Below are 19,711 nucleotides of genomic sequence, written 5' to 3'. Positions count from 1 at the left end.
GGCGCCCCTTTTCGCGTCCTGAGACGCACAGAGCCATGTCACCAAGAGAGGTATCGTGGGGCCACGTGAGTACGCCGCGATTTCTGACCCTGCCTCCTGGCGTCCGGACCCGCCAGATCGAGACGTCGGTGGGCGCCTTCGCCGTGCTGGAGGCCCTGCCGGTCAGCGGCGTCCCCGAGCGCTGGCCCGCCCTGCTGGTCCCGGGCCTCACCGGCAGCAAGGAAGACTTCATCGCGGTCCTGCAGACGCTCGCCCAGTCGGGGCGCCAGGTCATCGCGGTCGACATGCGCGGGCAGTTCGAGACCGCCGGCCCTGAGGACCCCCAGGCCTACACCTTCGCGGCGCTCGGCAACGACATCGACGTCCTGGCGCACACGATCGGCGGGGGCGAGCCCCTCCACCTGGTCGGCCACTCCTTCGGCGGCCTGGTCACCCGGGAGGCGGTCATCGACGGCCGCACCAAGTTCGCCTCCTACACGCTGATGAGCTCGGGCCCCGCCGCCATCGTGGGCGTCCGCGAGCACGCGGGCCGGACCATGATCTCGGAGCTGCCCGAGGCCGGCCTGGAGCACATGTGGCACACCCGGATGGAGCCCGAGGCCCTGTCCGCGGGGGTGCCGGACGACATCATCGCGTTCCTGCGCAAGCGGTTGTTCGCCAACTCCCTGACCGGCATGGCCACGATGACCGAGCAGATCCTCTCCGCGCCGGACCGGTGCGACGAGCTCGCCCAGGTCGAGGTCCCCACCCTGGTCCTGTACGGCGAGCACGACGACGGCTGGCCGCCGCCGATGCAGTCGGAGATGGCCGCCCGGCTGAACGCCGAGTGCGTGGTCGTCCCCGGCGCCGCCCACTCCCCCGCGGTGGAGGCCCCCGAGACGACGGCCGCCGCGCTCACCCGGTTCTGGAACGCGGCGGAGACGCGCTCACTCGGCTGAGGCGCGCCGCCACCCCGGTCCACCGGCGGTTTCCTGTCATCGACCACCCCTGTTGGATTTCCCGTCGAATGCCATGTAATCATCTACTTACTATGGCGAGCATCGAAGAAATCGTCGTCCAGCCCCCGCACACCGCGACGTGGCTGGTGCACATCGACCGCTCCATGTGGGTCGGCGGGGTCCGGGGCCTCATGCTGCAGGCGCTGCACCCGCTCGCGATGCGCGGAGTCTGGCAGAACTCCAACTTCCAGGAGGACCCGTTCGGACGGCTCCGCCGTACGGCGGACTTCGTGGGCCGGGTCACGTTCGGCAGCCCGGCGGAGGCCGACGAGATCGGCCGCCGGGTCCGGGGGATCCACCGCCGGCTGCGCATCGACGACCCCGACACCGGCAGGACGCACCGGGTGGACGACCCCGAGCTGCTGCTCTGGGTGCACTGCGCCGAGGTCTCGTCCTACCTGTCGGTGGCGCGCCGGGCCGGCCTCGGCCTCAGCGACCGCCAGGCCGACCGCTACCTGGCCGAGCAGCGCCGCAGCGCCACCTACGTGGGCCTGCACGCCGAGGACGTGCCCGGCTCGATGGCGGAGCTGGACGACTACTTCACCGGGATGCGGCCCCGGCTGGGGGTGACCCCGGAGTCGGCCGCCACGGTGCGCTTCCTGCTGTGGCCGCGCCTGCCGGCCGAGCTCCGGATGCTCGCCCCCGGTAAGCCCGCCTACTTCCCGTTCGGCGCGCTGTGCTACTACTCGCTGCCGGACTGGGCCAGGAAGCTGTACGGCGTGCTGCCCGAGGTGCCGCCGAGCACCGTGAGCGCGGCGCTGAGGGCCTTCCGGCTGGGCATGAACTCGGTGCCCGAGCCCGTCCACGACCGCGCGTTCATGCCCTACACCCGGGACATGCTCGCCGGGGCCCGGGCCCGCCTGGGCGCCGCGGGCTACGACGTGAGCCGGGGGCTCAGGGGGCTGACCGACCCGCGCCGCTGGCCGGCCGGGGTGCCGGACGCCGCCTGACCCCGGCCGCGTCCCGGCACCCGCAGGGGCGCGGTCAGTCGGCCAGGCCGTCCCAGGGCAGGCGGTCGCCCGAGGCCGCCTGGCCCTCCGGGCAGTGCCTGCGGAAGTCGCACCAGGAGCAGAGGGGGCCGGTCCTGGGCGGGAAGAGCGCGTCGACCTCCGGGGGCACCTCGGGCGGGGTGCGGCCGGCACCGCCGGTCCGCGCCGGGCCCGACCAGGCCCGGTAGCGGTCCTCGGCCTCGGACGCCTCGATCGCGATCTCCTCGGCCCGGCTCAGATGGCGGGCCAGGGACTCGTCGGTGTGCTCCCACTCGGCGACCGTGCCGGTCGGCAGGTGGTGGAGCTCGACCCGGTGACAGGGCCGGCGCAGCACCCGCGAGGAGGCGATGGCGTAGACGGCCAGCGCGAGCGAGGAGCGGGCGTCGTCGGCGGTGAGGGGGCGGCGGCCGGTCTTGTAGTCGACCACGACCAGCTCGTCACCGCGCCGGTCGAGCCGGTCGATGCGGCCGGAGACGGCGATGACGGAGGTCCGGGTGGCCACGGTCCGTTCGACGCCGACCGGCTCGTCGGCGGGATCGAGGCCGGCGACGTATCCGGCGGTCATGTCGCGGGCCCGGTCACGCCAGGCCGCCGACTGCTCGGCGTCGCGGAACCCCTCGTTGATCCACCCCTTGGTGACCAGGGTGGCCGCCGTCACCGGTGTCCGGCGTCCGTACGGCTCGCGCCACCAGGCGGCCAGGGCGTTGTGCACGCTGGACCCCACGCTGTTGTGCGCCCAGGGCGGCCCCTTCTGCGGCGAGGGCCGGTCCAGGTAGGTGAACCGGTGGCGCCGAGGACAGTCGAGCCAGGTGTTCAGCCGCGACGGCGTGCAGGAGTAGAGCCGCCGCGGCATGCCCTCAAGGGGGAGCTGGTCCACGGAGGACTACTCGTCGAGGAGCTTCAGGTTGATCTTGGCCGCCCGGGTCCCGTCGCTCAGCGGGCCCTCGCTCTTCTCGGTCACCTCACCGCGGGTCAGCGAGCCGGACAGCCAGGCGTCGAACTGCGGCTCCAGGGCGCCGATGGTGGTCTCCTCGCCGTGCGCGGGCAGCACGCGGATGCCGTGGCGCAGGGTGAACAGCCGGCCGCCGATGGCGGTGAGCTGGTCGGCCAGCGCGGGATACTCCCCACCGATCTTGCCGGGCCCGTCGGCCTGCAGGGTCTTACCGGTGAAGACCGCGTCGAGGGCCTCGCAGTAGAGCGAGACACCGCCCTGGGAGACGCCGGGGGTGGCCATGACCTCCAGCTCGACGTCGGCGACGCCGAACACGCCCTCGTCCTCCATGTCGATGTCCGGCCAGGTGTCCGGCCAGGTCAGCCGCCACAGCGGCCGGTCCTTGGGATGGAGGGCGACCACGGCCTCGTCCCGCGCCGCCACCTCGATGGCCGCGCCCACGTGGTCGGGCAGGCCGTGGGTGCAGATGACGGCCAGCACCTCCCGCTCGCCGACCTTCTCCAGGATCTTCTCCGCGTCACGCGCGGGGTCGATGACGATGACCTCCTCATCGTCACCCAGGATCCAGGTGTTGTTCTCGACCTTGTGCTCGGCGCCGTCGACATCGACGACGCCCTCGGTCACCACTCGTTCGATACGCGCTGTCACGCTTCCGAACTTTACTGCCTCGCTCCACCCTGCGGCTCGAGCGCGGGTAACGGATAGTCTTCCCATTTACCCTATTCGCCCGTCTATTCCCTCAGCATTGCCCGTCACCGGCCAACACACCCCCACGGGCCTATCCCGCCCCGACGAGCGTGCGGATCGCGGTGATGATGAGCTGCACCGCGAGGGCGGACAGCAGCAGGCCCGAGACGCGGGTGACGAGCTCGACGCCGTTCTCCTTTATGACCCGGAGGATGGTCACCGAGAAGCGCATGAACACCCAGAGCAGGATGTGCACGGCCGCGATGGCCAGGGCCAGCGCCAGGATGCCGCCCTCCTTCTGCCCGGCCTGCTGGGCGAAGACGATCGTCGCCACGATGGCCCCCGGCCCGGCCAGCAGAGGGGTGCCGAGCGGGACGAGGGCGACGTTCACGCTGGACTTCATCGTGTTGGGGGGCGGCTCGGTCTCCCCGGTGAGCAGTTGCAGGGCGACCAGCAGGAGCAGCAGGCCACCGGCGATCTGCATGGCCGCCACCTCGACGTGCAGGTAGCCCAGGATGGCCCGGCCGAAGACCGCGAACAGCACGACGAGGCAGAACGCGACGATGGGCGCCTGCCAGGCGATCCGCCTGCGTTCCTGCGCCGTACGGCCGCGGGTGTAGGCCAGGAAGAGCGGGATGATGCCGGGCGGGTCCATGATGACGAACATGGTGACGAACGCCTCGACGAAGAACTGGAGGTCCAACGCACGCTCCCCTGAGCCGTGGTGAGGTGAGGGGAGTGGTCGGTGCCGGGTCGGACGTCCGCACCGCCCGGGTGCGGAGAGATCGGGCGTCCTTCTCCGCCCGGGGACGGAGAGGTCAGTCCTCCTCGCCGCCCAGGCGCGGGGAGAACGCGCCGAAGGGCAGGTCGAGGACCTGGTCCTGGTCTCGCAGGTCGCGCAGGGAGAGGTCGGCCAGGGTCATCATGTAGCCCGCCTCGGCGGGCCAGACGACCGTCCACAGCCAGTTGCCCAGCGCCTCGCCGGCGTAGGCCGCTCGGTCGGGGGCGGCGGACTCGACGCACCACAGCGCGGTGGGGTGCCCCTTGATCTCGACCTTGGCGTGCGGCGGCCCCTCGTCGAACCCGGTGCCCGGGTCGGGGCCCTCCAGCCCGGCGAACCCCGCGCCCAGGCCCACTCCGGGCTCCTCCGCGATGATCAGCAGGTCGGCCGGTCCGTGGATCAGCGAGGGACCGCTGAGCGCGACCACGGTGGCCCTGACGCCGCTGCGGTCGTCGCCCGCCTCGGCCAGCCCGGTGACCAGCCAGCCCTGGGGCAGGGGCCACGGGAGCCAGACGGGGACGAGGGCGCTCCGGCCGACGGCCTCCATGGCGGCGGCGGAGGGGCGTCTCGGCGGCTGCAGTGGCAGGACGTCACCGTGCGGGCCACATCGCCAGGCGCTCGACCAAGCGCTCGGCGGACGGAGCGGGCCGAAACACCGTGGGCAGGTAGGCGCGGCTCTCACGCCTACCCACGGTGCTTTGTCAGTGGCCATTCGTCAAGGGCAGACCGCGTTATCGAGCCGTAATCTTATCAATGTGCGCGTAAATTGTGTCGGAGCAATAATCTTCGACGGTTCCGAGCGGATGCTCCTCATCCGCCGGGGCCGTCCCCCGAGTGAAGGTCTCTGGTCGATCCCCGGCGGCCGGGTCGAACCCGGCGAGTCGGACGCCGAGGCGGTGGCCCGCGAGGTGCTGGAGGAGACCGGCCTGACGGTCACCGCGGGCCGCCTGGCCGGCACCGTCGACCGTCCCGGCCCCGGCGGCCTCGTCTACGAGATCCGCGACTACCTGGCCGAGGTCTCCGGCGGCACGCTCTCCGCCGGGGACGACGCCGCGGAGGCCCGCTGGTTCAGCGACGAGGAGCTCCGGCGTCTCCCGCTCGCCCCGGGGCTGCTGGAGGCCCTCACCGGATGGGCGGTCATCGCGCCGCGGTCAGGGTCGAGCGCCACGACATGACAGCCGACACCGGCGACTTCCCCTCCCCTGACCCGCTGGACGCTCCCGCCGGACGGACGGTCACCGCGCCGCGGCCAGGGTCGAGCGCCACGACATGAGACAGCCGACACCCGCGGCTCCCGCTCGCCCCTGACCCGCTGAACGCCCCCGCCGGACGGACGGTCACCGCGCCGCGGCCAGGGTCGAGCGCCACAGCGTGAGGTGGTCGGCGTTGTAGGTGGTGGACCTGCCCAGGGCCACCACCTGGTCGCCGGAGACCGCCACCGCGCCGAGCCGCTGGGCCCCGTCGCCTGCCAGGCTGCCCTGGGTGGGGGCGTGGCGCTGCCAGCCCAGCCCGTCCTCGGAGGTCCAGGCCACGCTGTCGCCCTCGCCGGGCAGCCCCTGCCAGCCGACCGCCACCACGCCCGCCTCCGTGGCGGCCAGGTCCTGCACGGCGGCCGCCTCCTCGGCGGGGAACCAGGAGAACTCCCACGTCGAGCCGTTGTCGGCCGACACCGCGCCGAAGGCCCGGAGCCCGTCACCGGTCCGGGCGGTGCCGGCGGCGACGATGTGCCCGCCGTACAGGACCACGTGCCGAAGCCCCGCCGACGTCGCCCCGGGGGGCAGGACCGGCTTGCGCGCGGTCCAGTTGACCCCGTCGGCCGAGACCCAGACCACGCCGGTCTCATGGTCCGCGCCGCCGGCGCCGCCGACGGCCACATACCCGGACGAGGTCACCGAGACGTCGTGCAGCCGCACCCCGCCGCCGCCGGCGGGCAGCTTCGCCGCCCTGGTGTAGCGCTTCAGGTCGGAGGAGAACCACAGGACCGGGACGGTCCCGGCCGGGCTGCGGTCCTCGCCGGCCAGGACGTAGCCGGACGGGCCCGCGGCGACCGCGTGGGGGGCGAGGAAGTCGTGCTCGGCGGCCGGGGCGAGGGGGCCCAGGACGGGCACCCTGCGCCAGCTCCTGCCGTCGTCCGAGGTGACGAGCAGGGGCTCGGTGGTGGAGGCGTCGGTCATGGCGCTGCCCACCGCCAGCCAGCCCCGCCTGCCCCGGGCGACGTCGCTGAGCGCCTGCCGGCGCGAGCCACCGAGGATCTGCGCCGGGCCGGCCGCCTGCCAGCTCTGCCCGTCGGCGCTGGTCCAGATCCCCGCGTCGCCGGACACGGCGCCCACGGCGACGAACCCGCCCTCCCCGGCAGCCACCCTGGCCGTCTCCCGCGCGGCCCTGGTGAGCCCGTCGATGCCGCTCAGGGGGACCGCCCGCGCCTGCCCCCCCTTGGGGGCGGTGAGGAGGACCAGGCGGTTGTCCACGTCGGCGGCGCGCTCGTCGCCGCCGACGACGAGCGTGCCCTCGGCCGAGACGGCCAGCGCCCGCAGCGAACCGGGCACCTGGCCGAGGTCGGTGCTCTTGCTCCAGTCGCGGCCGTCCTTGCTGGTGTAGACGGCGTAGTGCTCGAAACCGGACTCGGTGATCGCGGCCACTCCGGCCGAGGAGGAGGCCAGGCGCTTGACGCCCGAACCGTCGGGGGCCAGGCCGCCGATGGTGCCGCACCGGGTCCAGTCGACGCCCTGGGGCGAGCAGTAGACGGCCACCTCGCCCTTGTCGCTGCGCTGTTGGGTGGGGACCAGCACGAACCCGTCGGCCGCCACGGCCAGCGCGCCCGGTTCGGGGACGACGCCCGTCAGCGCCGCACCGGTCCTCAGCCAGGACTTCCCCCCGTCGGCCGAGCGCAGGATGACCGAGGTGGACTGGCCTTCGGCCGGATCGCCCAGCGCCACCACGGCGTCACCCTTGGCGATGACCGCCTTCAGGCCCCGGACCTTGTCCGGCAGGCCGATCTCCCTGGTGTCCACCCGGTCCCAGCTCCGCCCGTCGGGCGAGACCCAGGCGATGGCCCCGGTGGTGCCGTCCGGGAGCACGGTCGTGCCCACCGCGACGAAGCCCGCGGCGGTCCTCGCCAGGTCCATGATCTTGTCCCCGGCCGAGAACGCCTCCAGCGCGCCGGGGTCCACCGCGCCCCAGCTGTAGCCGTCGGCGCTGGTCCACAGGCCGTGTCCGGCGCCGAAGGGGTCATTGCCCGCGGCCAGCCAGCGGCCGTCGCCGCCGGCGACCAGGCCGACCGTGGTCGGCCCCGTCTCGTAGCCGGCCGGGCCGGTCACCTTTCCGAGCTGCCAGCTCCCGCCCCCGTCGGCGGAGACCAGGAACAGCGGCCTGGGGACCGGGCTGGTGGTGTCGCTGCCGACGGCGACCATGACGGTGCCCGCCGAGGCCACGGCGTTGAGCACCTGGCTCGATCCGTCGCCGGCGACGTCGGGCGGCGGCACGAAGTTCGCGTCACCGGAGTGCACCTCGTCACCGACCAGCCGGAGCCCGGAGGTGAACGGGCCGCCCACCCACTCCCACAGCACCAGGCCGCCGCCGACCGCGACGGTCAGGACCAGGACCATCATGAACGGGATCATCAGGCCACGGCCGCGCCCGCGCCTGGTCGGGCTGGAGCGGCGCATGGCGGAGGGCGCGGGGGCCGCGCGGTGGTGCCGTCCGCCGTTCGGCCCCCGCCTGCCGGGCGGGCCCTGGGCGACCAGCAGGTCCGGCCGGGCAGGCCGGCCCTCGGGAGGGCGTCCCACGCGGCGCACCGGCTCGAAGCCGTCTCCGCCCGGTACGGCCGGCCCGTCCGGTACCGCCGGCCCGTCCGGCGCCCCGGAGGCAACCGGCGGACCGGAGGCAGCCGGCGGACCAGAGCGGCTCCCATCCCCGGGCTCGCGCGACGGACCGGAGCGGCTCCCATCCCCGGGCTCGCGCGGCGGGCCGGAGGCGACCAGCAGGTCCGGCCGGGGCCCCCTTCCCCGCTCGCGCGGTGCCCCGGACCCGGCTTGGGGACTCTGCCCCTCGCCTCCCGGCCTCCGCAGCGACCCGGACCCGGCCTGGGGACTCTGCCCCTCGCCTCCCGGCCTCCACGGCGACCCGGACCCGGCCTGGGGGCCGGAGCGGCGCCCGTCCCCGGGCTCGCGCGGCGGGCCGGAGGCGACCAGCAGGTCCGGCCGGTCGGCCCTCCGCCCGCGGAAGGGCCCTTCCGGTGGGGCGTCCCGGCGTCCGGCCCCGGCGGACCGGCCGTCCGCGGGTGGCCGCCCCGCGCCGGAGGGGTCGGGGGGAGGACCGTTGGAGGGACCGGCCGAAGGACCGGGAGGATTGTTGGAGAGGTCGGCGGAAGGACCGGGAGGACCGTTGGAGGGGCCGGCGGGAGGGTCGGCCGGGGGGGCGGCGTAGGGCTGGGTGTGGGGGCGGCGGCGCTCGCCGCCCAGGCCCTCCGGACGGGCCTGGAGGGGTTCGCTGTCGTCCGGGGTGGGCGAGGCGAACGGCGGGAGCATCCAGGGGGAGGCCAGCGGGATGCCTCGGGGGGCGTCGTCGGAGGGCCCGGGCGGGGAGTGCTGGATCGTCGGCGGTGACTCCTGGGACTCCTGGGGCCTGCTTTCGGGTGTCGCGTCACCGTGGGCGCCGTCGTCGTGCGCCGGCCACTCTCGCGGGCGCGGGTCGTGGGGGCCCGGGGCCACGCTCAGCACCTCCTGTAGGGAGCCCTTCTGCGCCCGGGGCCGTCACCCCGGACCGTTCCAGCCGTCACCGTGACACTCCACCGCAACCCCCTATGGGAGCGGCGAATCGCACGCGACCCTACTCCTACCCTGTTCCACCGGAACGATCACCTGCCCTGGCCGGGGGGACCGGGGCCTGCCGTACACAGTCCAGAGCAACACGTCGGAGCCGCGCTGACGAGACCTCTCTAGTCAGATTTATCGGCGCAGCGCCGGAATTATCACTGTTTGCCCCAGTAATCCGGAGATCGCTGTCCGCGGCGGCGCCCCATACCGGGCTCCCGCCGGCCCCGTCCTTGTGCGGATTAGTTCACAGACGCCGACGCCCGGCAGGCGTACACCTGAGGGCAGGAAACCACCACCCCAGGGAGCAGACGATGAAACGGCTGGGGCCCGTCCACACGCTGGCGGCCGGAGCGGCGACAGCCGTCGCACTCGGCGCGCTCAGCGTCATCACCACACCGGCCGCGCAGGACGCGGGCGCGCGGGACGCCTCCGCCAACGCCGCGGCCGCCTCGCCGGCGCCGGCCACCCCCGAGGCCACCCGGGCCCCCGGGACCACCGAGACCGCCAGGCCCACCCCGGCCAAGGCCGACTACGCCGGGCGGGTCAAGGGCAACGGCGGGCTCATCGCCATCTCCGTCCGCGACGGCAGGGCGATCGCCTACTTCTGCGACGGCAGGATCGAGTCCTGGCTCAAGGGCCGGGCCGCCGACGGCCGGGTCACCCTGTCCGGGCGGGGCGGCGCCTCCGTCGTCGCCCGGCTCGGCGGCGGCGGGGCGGCCGGGGAGCTGAGGTTCGGCGGCAGGCGGTGGGACTTCGGCGCGCCCACCGTGAAGAAGCCCTCCGGGCTCTACCGGGCGAGCGCGATCGTCCGCGGCGCGAAGGTGCGGGCCGGCTGGATCTACCTGGACGACGGCAGCCGGGTCGGGCTGACCCTCGTCGACGGCAGCCCGGCCGACGTGGCGATCCCGGAGCCCGGCGAGAACGCGACCGTCAACGGCCAGGAGGTCGACCCCAAGGACGTCGACGAGTTCATTGGAGAGCTCTGATGAATGACACACAGGTCTCGCAGGTCCCGCGCGGGCGGAGCCTCGCCCTGCTGCTCGCGCCGCTCGCCGTCGGCGGCCTGATCGCGGTCGGGCTGGGCGTCTACGGCCGCGTCCATCTCGCCACCGGCTACGCGGTCGGCCCCGCCGGGTTCTCCGGGCCGCTGGCGATGAAGTCCTGGCTCACCACCGGCGCCTTCCTGCTGGCACTGGTCCAGCTGTTGTCCGCCCTGGTCATGTGGGGCCGGATCAAGCTGGACGCGCCGTGGATCGGCCCCCTGCACCGCTGGTCGGGCCGGGCGGCGTTCCTGCTGACGGTCCCGGTGGCCTTCCACTGCCTGTACGCGCTGGGCGCGCAGTTCGACACGCCCCGGGTGATGACCCACTCGCTGCTGGGCTGCTTCTTCTACGGCGTGTTCGCCGCGAAGATGATGGCACTGCCCAGGCGCGGGCTGCCCGGCTGGGCCCTGCCGGTGCTCGGCGGGCTGGCGTTCACCGCCCTGACCGGGCTCTGGCTGACCTCGTCGCTGTGGTTCTTCACCACGATCGGGGTCACGCTGTAGGCGTCGCTGTGGTTCTTCACCACGATCGGGGTCACGCTGCAGGCGGGGTGAAGGTGGTGGTGCGCCCGAGGCCCGCGGCCCGGCCCTTGGCCGCCACCACCAGCGCCATCTTCCTGGACGCCTCGTCGATCATCTCGTCGCCGAGCATGACCGCGCCGCGCTTTTCGACCGTCGTGTAGTACTCGTACGCGTCGAGGATCAGCTCGGCGCGGTCGTAGTCGTCCTGGGAGGGCGAGAACACCTCGTTGGCGGCCTCGACCTGGGTCGGGTGGAGCACCCACTTGCCGTCGAAGCCGAGCGCCGCGGCCCGGCCGGCCACCCGGCGGTAGCCGTCCAGGTCCTTGATCGCCAGATATGGGCCGTCGATGGCCTGCAGGTCGTGCGTGCGGGCGGCCATCAGGATGCGCATCAGGATGTAGTGGTAGGCGTCCCCCTCGGTGTAGCCGGGCGGCTGCTCGCCGACCACCAGGGTCCGCATGTTGATCGAGGCCATGAAGTCGGCGGGGCCGAAGACCAGCGTCTCCAGGCGCCGGGACGAGCCGGCGATGGCGTCCACGTTGACCAGGCCCCGGGCGTTCTCGATCTGGACCTCGACGCCGATCCGGCCGACCTCCAGCCCGTTGGCCTTCTCGATCTGGGTCAGCAGCGTGTCGAGCCAGAGCACCTGGGCCGGGTCCTCCACCTTGGGCAGCATGAGGCAGTCGAGGAACTCCCCCGCGCCCTCCACGACCTCGATGACGTCCCGGTAGGTCCACTGCGTGCCCAGGTCGTTGACCCGCACGACCCTCGTCTTGCCCGACCAGTCGCCCTCACGCAGGGCGGCCACGATGTTCTTGCGCGCCCCCTCCTTGGCGAGCGGGGCGACGGAGTCCTCCAGGTCGAGGAAGACCTCGTCGGCGGGCAGGCCCTGGGCCTTCTCCAGGAAGCGAGGGTTGCTGCCGGGCACCGCCAGGCACGAACGTCGCGAGCGCATGGGCACACGCTAGCGGCCGCCCCGCCCCGAGCGGCAGGCCGGGCCGCTCTATGGTCCTCATACAAAGACCCTGCTCTGTTCTTGGCGCCGATCTCGTACGACTCTTGTCTGAGGTATCCGAACAATAGGTATCAAGCATCGGTAAGGGAGACATTCACGATGGCAAACGCTTCTTCGGTGGCCCGGCCCGCCGTACTGTCCGACCTCATCCCGGGTTCCCGCGTCCGCGACATCGCGCTCGTGCTCGGCGGCGCCGCCCTGACGGGCCTGGCCGCGCAGCTCACCTTCCCCATGTGGCCCGTCCCGGTCACCGGTCAGACGTTCGCGGTCGTGCTGGTCGGCGCGGCGCTCGGGATGAACCGCGCGGTGCTGAGCATGGTCCTCTACACGCTCGTCGGCATCGCGGGCGTCCCGTGGTTCCAGGGTGGCACCTCGGGCTTCGGCGGTGCCACCTTCGGCTATGTCATCGGCTTCATCGCCGCCGCCGCCATCGTCGGCAAGCTGGCCGAGCGCGGCGGTGACCGCACCGTCGCGCGCACGGTCGGCACGATGGTCCTCGGCAACCTGACGATCTATGCCTTCGGCCTGCCTGTCCTCATGGCCGTCACCGGGCTGGGTCTGGGCAAGGCGCTCGCCGCGGGCGTGATCCCCTTCCTGGCCGGCGACGCCCTCAAGATCGCCATCGCGGCCGGCCTGCTGCCGGCGGCGTGGAAGCTCTCCGGCCGCTGATCCGGTGACCGTGTACGGCCTGCCCCTCCGGCTCGGGAGGGGCAGGCCGTACATTCGTCTCATGGGTGTGATCGAAGAAGGGGCCAAGAAGTCGGGTGTCCTGTGGCTCGCCCTGGACCGGCCCCGGCTGGCCTGGCACGCCTGGCACGACGGCGCGATCTACGTGGTCACCGGCGGCGGCGAGCAGTCGCTGCCCGGCCTGGCCGGGTCGGGTGAGGTCCAGGTGACGCTCCGGAGCAAGGACAACGGCGGACGGCTGGTCGTCTTCGACGCCTCCGTCGAGGTGGTGGACCAGGCGGAGGCCGCCGAGGCGGTGGCCGCGCTCGCCAAGGAGCGGCTCAACGCCGTCGACGGCGCGGGCCTGACCGAGCGCTGGGCCGCCCGCTCACAGGTCGTACGGCTCACGCCGCGCGGACCGGATCTCTGACCTCCACCGGGGTCGGCGGCAGGTCGGCCGTGGCCCGCTGGGCCAGGTAGGCGCCGGACAGGACGATGAGGCCGCCGGCGATCTGGAAGGGACCGAGGGCCTCCCCCACCAGGATCCAGGCGATCACCGCTCCGGCGATGACCTCCAGGGAGGCCACCGTGGAGCCGATCGCGGCCGACAGCCGGCGGACCGCGGTGACACCGAGGATGTAGGCCAGGACGGTGGCGACCACGATCATCCAGGCCACGGCCGCCAGCGCCGGAAGCGCGTAGCCGCCCGCGGGAGCCGCGCTCCGGGTGAACGCCTCCCATGGGATGTTCCACGGCTGGGAGATCGGGGCGAGCGCCGCGGCCGCGCCCACCAGGCCCCAGGCGATCAGGCCGAGCGGGTCGACGTCGTCGCCGAAGCCGTCACTGAGCAGGAAGTATCCGGCGCAGCACGCCGCCGCGCCGATGGCCAGCAGCAGGCCCACCGGGTCCAGGGCGAGGCCGGACCACGCCTCGACCACGATGCCGAGCCCGATCACCGCGACCACGGCGCCGACGAAGGCCGCGCGCGGCAGCCGTACCCGCCGGACGAACCGCACCCAGAGCACGACCAGCACCGGCGAGGTGAACTCGATCAGCAGGGTGACGCCCACCGGCAGCCGGGTGATCGCCGCGAAGTACAGCGCCTGCACCCCGGCCACCGCGACCACCGCGTAGGCCAGGAAGAACAGCAGCCGCGAGCGCGGGATGCGCAGCGCGTGGGGCCTGGTGACCGCGAGGACGCCGACGAGCAGCAGCCCGGCGCCGGCCATCCGCACCCAGACGGCCTCGAGCGGCGCCAGCCCGGCGGCCCCCAGGTATTTGGCCATCGGTCCGGAGAAGGCGAAACACCAGGACGACGCAAACGCGACCAGCAGGCCGGCACGCCTCATAGAACACCACCTACGTAATTACCGTATATAGCTTTTGATGCTGTCACGACAGGCTGGATCGGGGCAAGTGGGCGTCCGAAATGTGAGCGTGCCTTGAACCGGCGGATCCGGGATGCGGCCTACGCTTCAAATGTGAAGATCTTCATCGCACGGCTCGCCGGCACCCCGGTCTTCGACCCGGCCGGTGACCAGATCGGGCGGGTGCGGGACGTGGTGGTGTCCATCGCCGGCACCGCGCCGCCACGCGTGCACGGGCTGGTCGTCGAGGTGCAGACCCGGCGGCGGGTCTTCCTGCCCATCACCCGGGTGCGGGGCATCGAGGCCGGGTCCGTCGTCTTCAGCGGCCAGATCAACGTGCGCCGGTTCGAGCAGCGGGCGACCGAGACGCTGGCCATCAGCGAGATCCTCGACCTTGAGGTGGAGGTCGAGGGCGAGCGGATGACGGTCCTCGACCTGGCCATGGAGGAGACCCGGCGCGCCGAGTGGGTGATCACCAAGGTGGCGGTGGTCAAGGGCGGCTCGGGCCTGGGGCTGCGGCGGCGCGGCCCCACCAAGATCGTGGAGTGGTCCGAGGTCAGGGGCTTCAGTGCGGTCCAGAAGGACCAGGGCGCGGCCAGCCTGCTGTTCGCCTTCGAGACGATGCGCGCGGCCGACCTGGCCAGCGCCCTGCACGAGCTGCCGGACAAGCGGCGCGTCGAGGTGGCCGCGGCCCTCGACGACGTACGGCTGGCCGACGTGCTCGAAGAGCTCCCCGAACGCGACCAGATCGGCATCATGAGCCGGCTGTCGCCGGAGCGGGCCGCCGACGTGCTGGAGGAGATGAACCCCGACGACGCGGCCGACCTGCTGCAGGACCTCCCGCCCGAGCAGGCCGAGACGCTCATGGCGCTGATGGAGCCGGAGGAGGCCGCGTCGGTGCGGCGGCTGCTGATCTACCCGGAGGACACCGCGGGCGGCATCATGACGAGCGAGCCCGTGGTGCTCCCCCCGAACGCCACGGTCGCCGAGGCCCTGGCCCACATCCGCCAGCGGGAGGTCACCCCGACGGTGGCCGCGCAGGTCTACGTGACCCGCCAGCCCATCGAGACCCCCACCGGCCGCTACCTCGGCCTGGCCCACTTCCAGCGGCTGCTGCGCGAGCCCCCGTCCGTCATGCTCGGCGGCGTCATGGACACCTCCATCGATCCGATCAGGCCCGAGTTCACCCTGAACCAGGTGACCTCCTACCTGGCCACCTACAACCTGATGGCGGTGCCCGTGGTGGACGAGGTCGGCCGCCTGGTCGGCGCCGTCACCGTGGACGACGTGCTCGACCACCTGCTCCCCGACGACTGGCGGGAACAGGACCACGGGGCGGAGGCGGACCGTGGTTGATCGGCTGGACCAGCCCAGGCAGCAGGGCCTGCGCCTGCGTCCGCACTACGACCCGGAGGCCTTCGGCCGACTGTCGGAGCAGATAGCCCGGTTCCTCGGCACTGCCAGGTTCCTGGTCTACATGACCGTCTTCGTGGCGGTATGGGTCCTGTGGAATGTCTTCGCCCCGCAGGAGTGGCGCTTCGACCCCTACCCGTTCATCTTCCTCACGCTGATGCTCTCGCTCCAGGCGTCCTACGCGGCGCCGCTGATCCTGCTCGCCCAGAACCGGCAGGACGACCGGGACCGGATCCAGAACGAGCTCGACCGCAGCGCGGCCGAGCGGAACCAGGCCGACGTGGAGTATCTGACCCGGGAGATCGCGGCGCTGCGCATCGCTCTCGGCGAGGTGGCCACCCGCGACTACATCCGCTCGGAGCTGCAGCGCCTGCAGGAGGAGCTCCAGGAGCCGTACGCGCCCGCGGCCGCCCCCCACTCCAGGGAGGCCCGCTAGACGGGCTCGGGGCCGGGGAAGAGCTTGTCCAGCATCGCCGCGCACTGGCGCAGCTCCCCGGCGTCGAGGACGTCCAGGAACTGGGCGCGGATACCGCGCAGGTAGGTGGGGGTGGCCTCGGCCAGCCGTACGGCGCCGCCGTCGGTGAGGACCGCGAACAGGCCCCGCGCGTCGCTGGCGCAGGCCTCGCGCTCGACCAGGCCGTCACGCTGGAGGCGGTCGATGAGCCGGGTCAGGCCGCTGCGCGACAGGAGCACCCGGTCGGCCAGGTCGTTCATCCGCAGCCGCCGCCCGGGCGACTCCGCCAGGTGCGCGAGCACGTCGTAGGAGGCCAGTGCCAGGTCGTGCTCGACCAGGAGGTCGGCCTCCAGGACCCGGGTGATGCGCACCTGGGCCCGCTGGAGCATGCGCCACAGCGCGAGCTCCCCGGAGCTGAGGATCTCTCTTGACTCGCCTGCCGTCAGGGTCACGGAGTAACCTTAGAACGTTGCACGCGCATCTACATAGCGAATTGTCCGGATCAGATGTCACAGCCGGATGCCGGAATTCCTCTCGGGGCCCCCGGGTTCATACCATGGGTCTGTGACTTCTCCGCTCCCGTCCCGGGAGCGGCCTCGCGCTAAGCCACATGGGCGTCGTGACGTATGAGCCCTGCCCAAGAACGTCTGGACGACAAATAGACAAGGAGGGACGGCATCCTCCCGTCGCCTCAGGGTGGCGGTCTGTTGCCGACATTTCGATGGCACCTACCCCGGAACTGGTGATGGCCGCTCTCGCGACCGTCAACGACCCTGAGATCCGTCGGCCGATCACCGAAATCGACATGGTCAAGAGCGTCGACATCTCCCCCGACGGGATGGTGCGCGTCGGGATCTTCCTCACCGTGTCGGGCTGTCCGCTGAAGGACACCATCACCCGTGACGTCACCTCCGCGGTCTCCAAGATCGACGGTGTGAGCGGCGTCCAGGTCGAGATGGACGTGATGAGCACCGAGCAGCGCAAGGCGCTGCAGACCAAGCTGCGCGGCAACAGGGGACCCGAGAAGGAGATCCCCTTCGCCCAGGCGGGCTCGCTGACCCGTGTCTTCGCGGTCGCCTCAGGCAAGGGCGGCGTCGGCAAGTCCTCCGTCACCGTCAACCTGGCCGCCTCGATGGCCGCCAACGGCCTCAAGGTCGGCGTCGTGGACGCCGACATCTACGGCCACAGCATCCCCCGGATGCTCGGCGTCTCCGAGCGCCCCACCAAGGTCGAGGACATGATCATGCCGCCGGTGGCGCATGACATCAAGGTGATCTCGGTCGGCATGTTCAAGCCGGAGGGCAACACCCCGGTCGTGTGGCGCGGCCCGATGCTGGACCGGGCGCTGCACCAGTTCCTCGCCGACGTCTACTGGGGCGACCTCGACGTCCTGCTGATGGACCTGCCCCCGGGCACCGGCGACATCGCGATCTCGGTCGCGCAGCGGATGCCGTCGGCCGAGATCCTCGTGGTGACCACCCCGCAGCAGGCCGCCGCCGAGGTGGCCGAGCGGGCCGGGTCGATCGCCGTGCAGACCCACCAGCAGATCGCCGGCGTCATCGAGAACATGTCCTGGCTGCCCTGCCCGCACTGCGACGAGCGGATCTCCGTCTTCGGCGAGGGCGGCGGCCAGACCGTGGCCGACGCGCTCACCCGCACCCTCGGCGCCCGCGTGCCGCTCCTCGGCCAGGTGCCGATCGACATGCGGCTGCGCGAGGGCGGCGACGAGGGCAAGCCGCTGGTGCTCAGCGACCCCGACGCCCCGGCGGCCGTCGAGCTGGGCCGCATCGCCGCCGGTCTGAGCAAGAAGTCGGGCAGCCTCAAGGGCATGCAGCTCGGCATCTCCCCCACCAGGGGCCGCTGACCGCACGGCGGACAGCGAGAGGCGCCCTCCTCGGGGAGGAGGGCGCCTCTCGCCGTGTCAGGGCCGCGGCCGGCCCGGGGCCCGGGTCAGAGCCCGCGTCAGGGCCGGGGTCAGGTGGCCTCCGAGTCGTACGGCGGGAGCTCGCCGTAGCCGAGCTCACCGGCCGCCTCGGCCGCGTAGGAGTCGGTGTAGGCCGGGGCCGTGGCCGCCGCGGCGGCCGCGGGGCGGTTCCAGTCGTCCTCCAGGTCACCGGTGAGGTGCTTGCGGACGAAGTTCTTCGGGTTGAGGTCGGCCGGGTCGAAGTCGGCGAACTCCGGGCCCAGCCCGGCCTGCAGGTCGCTCTTGGCGTTGTTGGCCATCTGACGGAGGTTGCGCAGCGTCTTGCCCGCCTGGGCGGCGGCCTGGGGCAGCTTCTCCGGGCCGAAGACGAGAAGGGCGATGACCACCAGCGCCACGATCTCAGGCCAGCCGAGTCCGAACACGGTGATCTCCTACCGGGACAACGCTAGGGCGGCTCCCCGGGCATACACCCGGAGAGCTTCCAGACTAATGCCCTCAAGCCCTAGCATGCACCCGCACGTCGCTGGTCAGGAGGGCTGGGGCGTGGGCTGGGCGGCCGCCGCGCCGACGACCACAGTGGCCGTCTTCTCCTGGCCACCGCGCTGGAACTTGATCGCCAGCTTCTCGCCGGGCGCCTTGTTCCGGATCAGCGCGATCAGTTCGGTGCTGTCCTGCACCACCGTGCCGTTGACCTCCAGGATGACGTCACCGGGCTTGAGACCCGCCTTGTCGGCGGGGCCGTCCGGCTCGATCGGGCGGGTGCCCTGCCTGACCTCGCTGTCGATGCGGACCCCGGCGCCCTGGTAGGTCTGGTCGATGGTGATGCCGATGCGCGACTTCTTGGCGACGCCGGTAGTGACCAGCTCCTCGGCGATGCGGCGCGCGTGGTTGACCGGGATGGCGAAGCCGAGGCCGATGCTGCCGCTCTGGCCGCCGGCCGATCTGCCGAGGGTGGCGATCGCCGAGTTGACCCCGATGACCTCGCCGTTGGCGTTGACCAACGGACCGCCGGAGTTGCCGGGGTTGATGGCGGCGTCGGTCTGGATGGCGCTGAGCCAGGTGGTGTCGGAGCTGTTCTCCTCCCCCGCCTGGACCGGGCGGTTGAGCGAGCTGACGATGCCGGAGGTGACGGTGCCGACCAGGCCCAGCGGGGAGCCGATGGCCACCACCGGGTCGCCGACGACCACGTTGTCGGAGTTGCCGAGGCTGATCTCCGGGGCGCCGAAGGTCTCCTCGGGCTTGACCACCGCGAGGTCGGACTCGGGGTCACGGCCGATGATGCGGGCGGCGGTGGACTTGCGGTTGTTGAACTGGATCTGGATCTCACCGCCCGGCGCGGCCGCGGCGACCACGTGGTTGTTCGTCACCACGTAGCCTCCCTTGATCAGGAAGCCGGAGCCGGTGCTCGCGCTGGTGCCGCCGTCGACGGCCAGGGAGACCACGCTGGGCAGCACCTTGGCGGCCACCCCGGCGATCGAGTCCGGGGGCCGGGAGTTGGTGCCGGTCGGCGCCTTGCCCAGGGTGAAGGAGGGGTCGCGGCCCGAGACGGAGGGCCGGGTGAGCAGGTAGGTGCCGACGCTGCCCAACGTCGAGGCCAGCAGCGCGATCACCACGGCGAGGACGACCAGCGTGCTGGTGCGCGGCCCGCGCCGGGCGGGGACCGCCACGCCCGCGAAGGGGCCGGGAGGCGGCGCCCAGCCGGGGCCCATGCCGAACGCCTGGGAGGGCGGGGGAGGCGGGCTCCCCGGCACGGCGAAGACCGCCGTGTCCTGGCGCACCCGGCCCGACGGGTCGCCCCAGCCGCCCTGGCCGGGCCGCTCGCCCCGGTCGTCGGGCCCGGGCAGCCCGGTGCCGCCCTGCTGCCCGCCCTGGCCCCACCTGCCCTGGCCCGGCTGCTCACCCAACTGGCTCCAGCCGTCGTCGCGGGGCTGCCCGTCGTATGAGGGGGCCGCCTCGCCGGCGGGCAGGAAGTCCGGGCGGGAGGGCTCCGGGGCATGGCCTCTGTCGTCGGTGAAATCCGACGGCGTACGCCCCTCAGCACCGTGCGCCTCGTGGGTACGGCTCTCGTCGGTCATCGAATATTCACC

At 72.7% G+C, this 19,711-nt stretch carries 20 protein-coding genes; 10 read left to right on the top strand and 10 right to left on the bottom strand.

The window, feature by feature from the left end; all coding sequences use genetic code 11:
* The first annotated feature begins 65 nt into the window (after positions 1-65).
* Complete coding sequence (locus J2S55_RS22125; RefSeq protein ID WP_306864191.1) at positions 66-938, top strand: alpha/beta fold hydrolase; 873 nt, start codon at positions 66-68, stop codon at positions 936-938.
* Positions 939-1,030: 92 nt separating this feature from the next.
* Positions 1,031-1,948, top strand: a complete 918-nt coding sequence (locus tag J2S55_RS22120; RefSeq protein WP_306864189.1) for an oxygenase MpaB family protein — start codon at positions 1,031-1,033, stop codon at positions 1,946-1,948.
* Between the two features lie 34 nt (positions 1,949-1,982).
* On the opposite strand, the gene J2S55_RS22115 is transcribed toward J2S55_RS22120, so the two are convergent.
* From J2S55_RS22115 to J2S55_RS22100, 4 genes are all read right to left on the bottom strand, one after another.
* Positions 1,983-2,864, bottom strand: coding sequence for a RecB family exonuclease (locus tag J2S55_RS22115; protein WP_306864186.1), 882 nt, complete (start codon positions 2,862-2,864; stop codon positions 1,983-1,985).
* A 6-nt stretch (positions 2,865-2,870) separates the two neighbouring features.
* Positions 2,871-3,587: an MBL fold metallo-hydrolase gene (locus J2S55_RS22110; RefSeq protein WP_306864183.1), complete on the bottom strand. Its 717-nt coding sequence runs from the start codon at positions 3,585-3,587 to the stop codon at positions 2,871-2,873.
* Between the two features lie 130 nt (positions 3,588-3,717).
* Positions 3,718-4,329, bottom strand: coding sequence for a MarC family protein (locus J2S55_RS22105; RefSeq protein ID WP_306864180.1), 612 nt, complete (start codon positions 4,327-4,329; stop codon positions 3,718-3,720).
* A 115-nt stretch (positions 4,330-4,444) separates the two neighbouring features.
* The gene (locus J2S55_RS22100) at positions 4,445-5,119 is read right to left on the bottom strand and encodes a DUF6758 family protein (RefSeq protein ID WP_306864177.1); all 675 of its coding nucleotides are present in this window, start codon (positions 5,117-5,119) and stop codon (positions 4,445-4,447) included.
* Here J2S55_RS22100 and J2S55_RS22095 point away from each other — a divergent pair.
* Positions 5,112-5,582 (top strand): NUDIX hydrolase, encoded by a 471-nt coding sequence (locus J2S55_RS22095; protein WP_306864175.1) that lies wholly within the window; start codon positions 5,112-5,114, stop codon positions 5,580-5,582. The genes J2S55_RS22100 and J2S55_RS22095 overlap by 8 nt on opposite strands.
* A 162-nt stretch (positions 5,583-5,744) precedes the next feature.
* On the opposite strand, the gene J2S55_RS22090 is transcribed toward J2S55_RS22095, so the two are convergent.
* A complete protein-coding gene (locus J2S55_RS22090) occupies positions 5,745-8,192 on the bottom strand; it encodes a hypothetical protein (protein ID WP_306864172.1) in 2,448 nt (815 codons plus the stop codon).
* A 1,340-nt stretch (positions 8,193-9,532) separates the two neighbouring features.
* Here J2S55_RS22090 and J2S55_RS22085 point away from each other — a divergent pair.
* Together J2S55_RS22085 and J2S55_RS22080 are read left to right on the top strand one after the other, a co-directional pair.
* Positions 9,533-10,207, top strand: a complete 675-nt coding sequence (locus J2S55_RS22085; RefSeq protein WP_306864170.1) for a hypothetical protein — start codon at positions 9,533-9,535, stop codon at positions 10,205-10,207.
* On the top strand, positions 10,207-10,767 hold the full coding sequence (locus J2S55_RS22080; RefSeq protein WP_306864166.1) for a DUF6529 family protein: 561 nt from the start codon (positions 10,207-10,209) through the stop codon (positions 10,765-10,767). Before J2S55_RS22085 ends, J2S55_RS22080 begins: the two co-directional genes overlap by 1 nt.
* A 31-nt stretch (positions 10,768-10,798) precedes the next feature.
* Here J2S55_RS22080 and J2S55_RS22075 read toward each other — a convergent pair whose 3' ends face one another.
* Positions 10,799-11,740 (bottom strand): HpcH/HpaI aldolase/citrate lyase family protein, encoded by a 942-nt coding sequence (locus J2S55_RS22075; protein WP_306864163.1) that lies wholly within the window; start codon positions 11,738-11,740, stop codon positions 10,799-10,801.
* 159 nt (positions 11,741-11,899) lie between these two features.
* Here J2S55_RS22075 and J2S55_RS22070 point away from each other — a divergent pair, with 159 nt between their 5' ends.
* Positions 11,900-12,469, top strand: coding sequence for a biotin transporter BioY (locus tag J2S55_RS22070; protein ID WP_306864159.1), 570 nt, complete (start codon positions 11,900-11,902; stop codon positions 12,467-12,469).
* Between the two features lie 61 nt (positions 12,470-12,530).
* The gene (locus J2S55_RS22065) at positions 12,531-12,896 is read left to right on the top strand and encodes a hypothetical protein (RefSeq protein ID WP_306864156.1); all 366 of its coding nucleotides are present in this window, start codon (positions 12,531-12,533) and stop codon (positions 12,894-12,896) included.
* Here the strand turns inward: J2S55_RS22065 and J2S55_RS22060 are convergent.
* Positions 12,871-13,815 carry an EamA family transporter gene (locus J2S55_RS22060; RefSeq protein ID WP_306864152.1) on the bottom strand — a complete coding sequence of 315 codons (945 nt, stop codon included), beginning with the start codon at positions 13,813-13,815 and terminating at the stop codon, positions 12,871-12,873. The two genes, J2S55_RS22065 and J2S55_RS22060, sit on opposite strands and share 26 nt — an antisense overlap.
* Before the next feature lie 132 nt (positions 13,816-13,947).
* On the opposite strand from J2S55_RS22060, the gene J2S55_RS22055 reads away from it, so the two are divergent.
* Both J2S55_RS22055 and J2S55_RS22050 read left to right on the top strand, forming a co-directional pair.
* Positions 13,948-15,189, top strand: a complete 1,242-nt coding sequence (locus J2S55_RS22055) for a magnesium transporter MgtE N-terminal domain-containing protein (RefSeq protein WP_306864148.1) — start codon at positions 13,948-13,950, stop codon at positions 15,187-15,189.
* Positions 15,182-15,682 carry a DUF1003 domain-containing protein gene (locus tag J2S55_RS22050; RefSeq protein ID WP_306864146.1) on the top strand — a complete coding sequence of 167 codons (501 nt, stop codon included), beginning with the start codon at positions 15,182-15,184 and terminating at the stop codon, positions 15,680-15,682. Before J2S55_RS22055 ends, J2S55_RS22050 begins: the two co-directional genes overlap by 8 nt.
* On the opposite strand, the gene J2S55_RS22045 is transcribed toward J2S55_RS22050, so the two are convergent.
* On the bottom strand, positions 15,679-16,152 hold the full coding sequence (locus J2S55_RS22045) for a MarR family winged helix-turn-helix transcriptional regulator (protein WP_306864142.1): 474 nt from the start codon (positions 16,150-16,152) through the stop codon (positions 15,679-15,681). The genes J2S55_RS22050 and J2S55_RS22045 overlap by 4 nt on opposite strands.
* 269 nt (positions 16,153-16,421) lie before the next feature.
* On the opposite strand from J2S55_RS22045, the gene J2S55_RS22040 reads away from it, so the two are divergent.
* Positions 16,422-17,564, top strand: a complete 1,143-nt coding sequence (locus J2S55_RS22040; RefSeq protein WP_306864139.1) for an Mrp/NBP35 family ATP-binding protein — start codon at positions 16,422-16,424, stop codon at positions 17,562-17,564.
* Between the two features lie 110 nt (positions 17,565-17,674).
* On the opposite strand, the gene J2S55_RS22035 is transcribed toward J2S55_RS22040, so the two are convergent.
* The gene (locus J2S55_RS22035) at positions 17,675-18,046 is read right to left on the bottom strand and encodes a sec-independent translocase (protein ID WP_306864137.1); all 372 of its coding nucleotides are present in this window, start codon (positions 18,044-18,046) and stop codon (positions 17,675-17,677) included.
* A 105-nt stretch (positions 18,047-18,151) separates the two neighbouring features.
* A complete protein-coding gene (locus J2S55_RS22030; RefSeq protein WP_306864135.1) occupies positions 18,152-19,699 on the bottom strand; it encodes a S1C family serine protease in 1,548 nt (515 codons plus the stop codon).
* Positions 19,700-19,711: the final 12 nt, after the last annotated feature.

Source organism: Streptosporangium brasiliense (genome assembly GCF_030811595.1).
In the GTDB taxonomy this organism is placed as follows: domain Bacteria; phylum Actinomycetota; class Actinomycetes; order Streptosporangiales; family Streptosporangiaceae; genus Streptosporangium; species Streptosporangium brasiliense.
The sequence above is the reverse complement of the archived record's forward strand: the minus strand, read 5'-3'. Positions and strand labels throughout refer to the sequence as shown.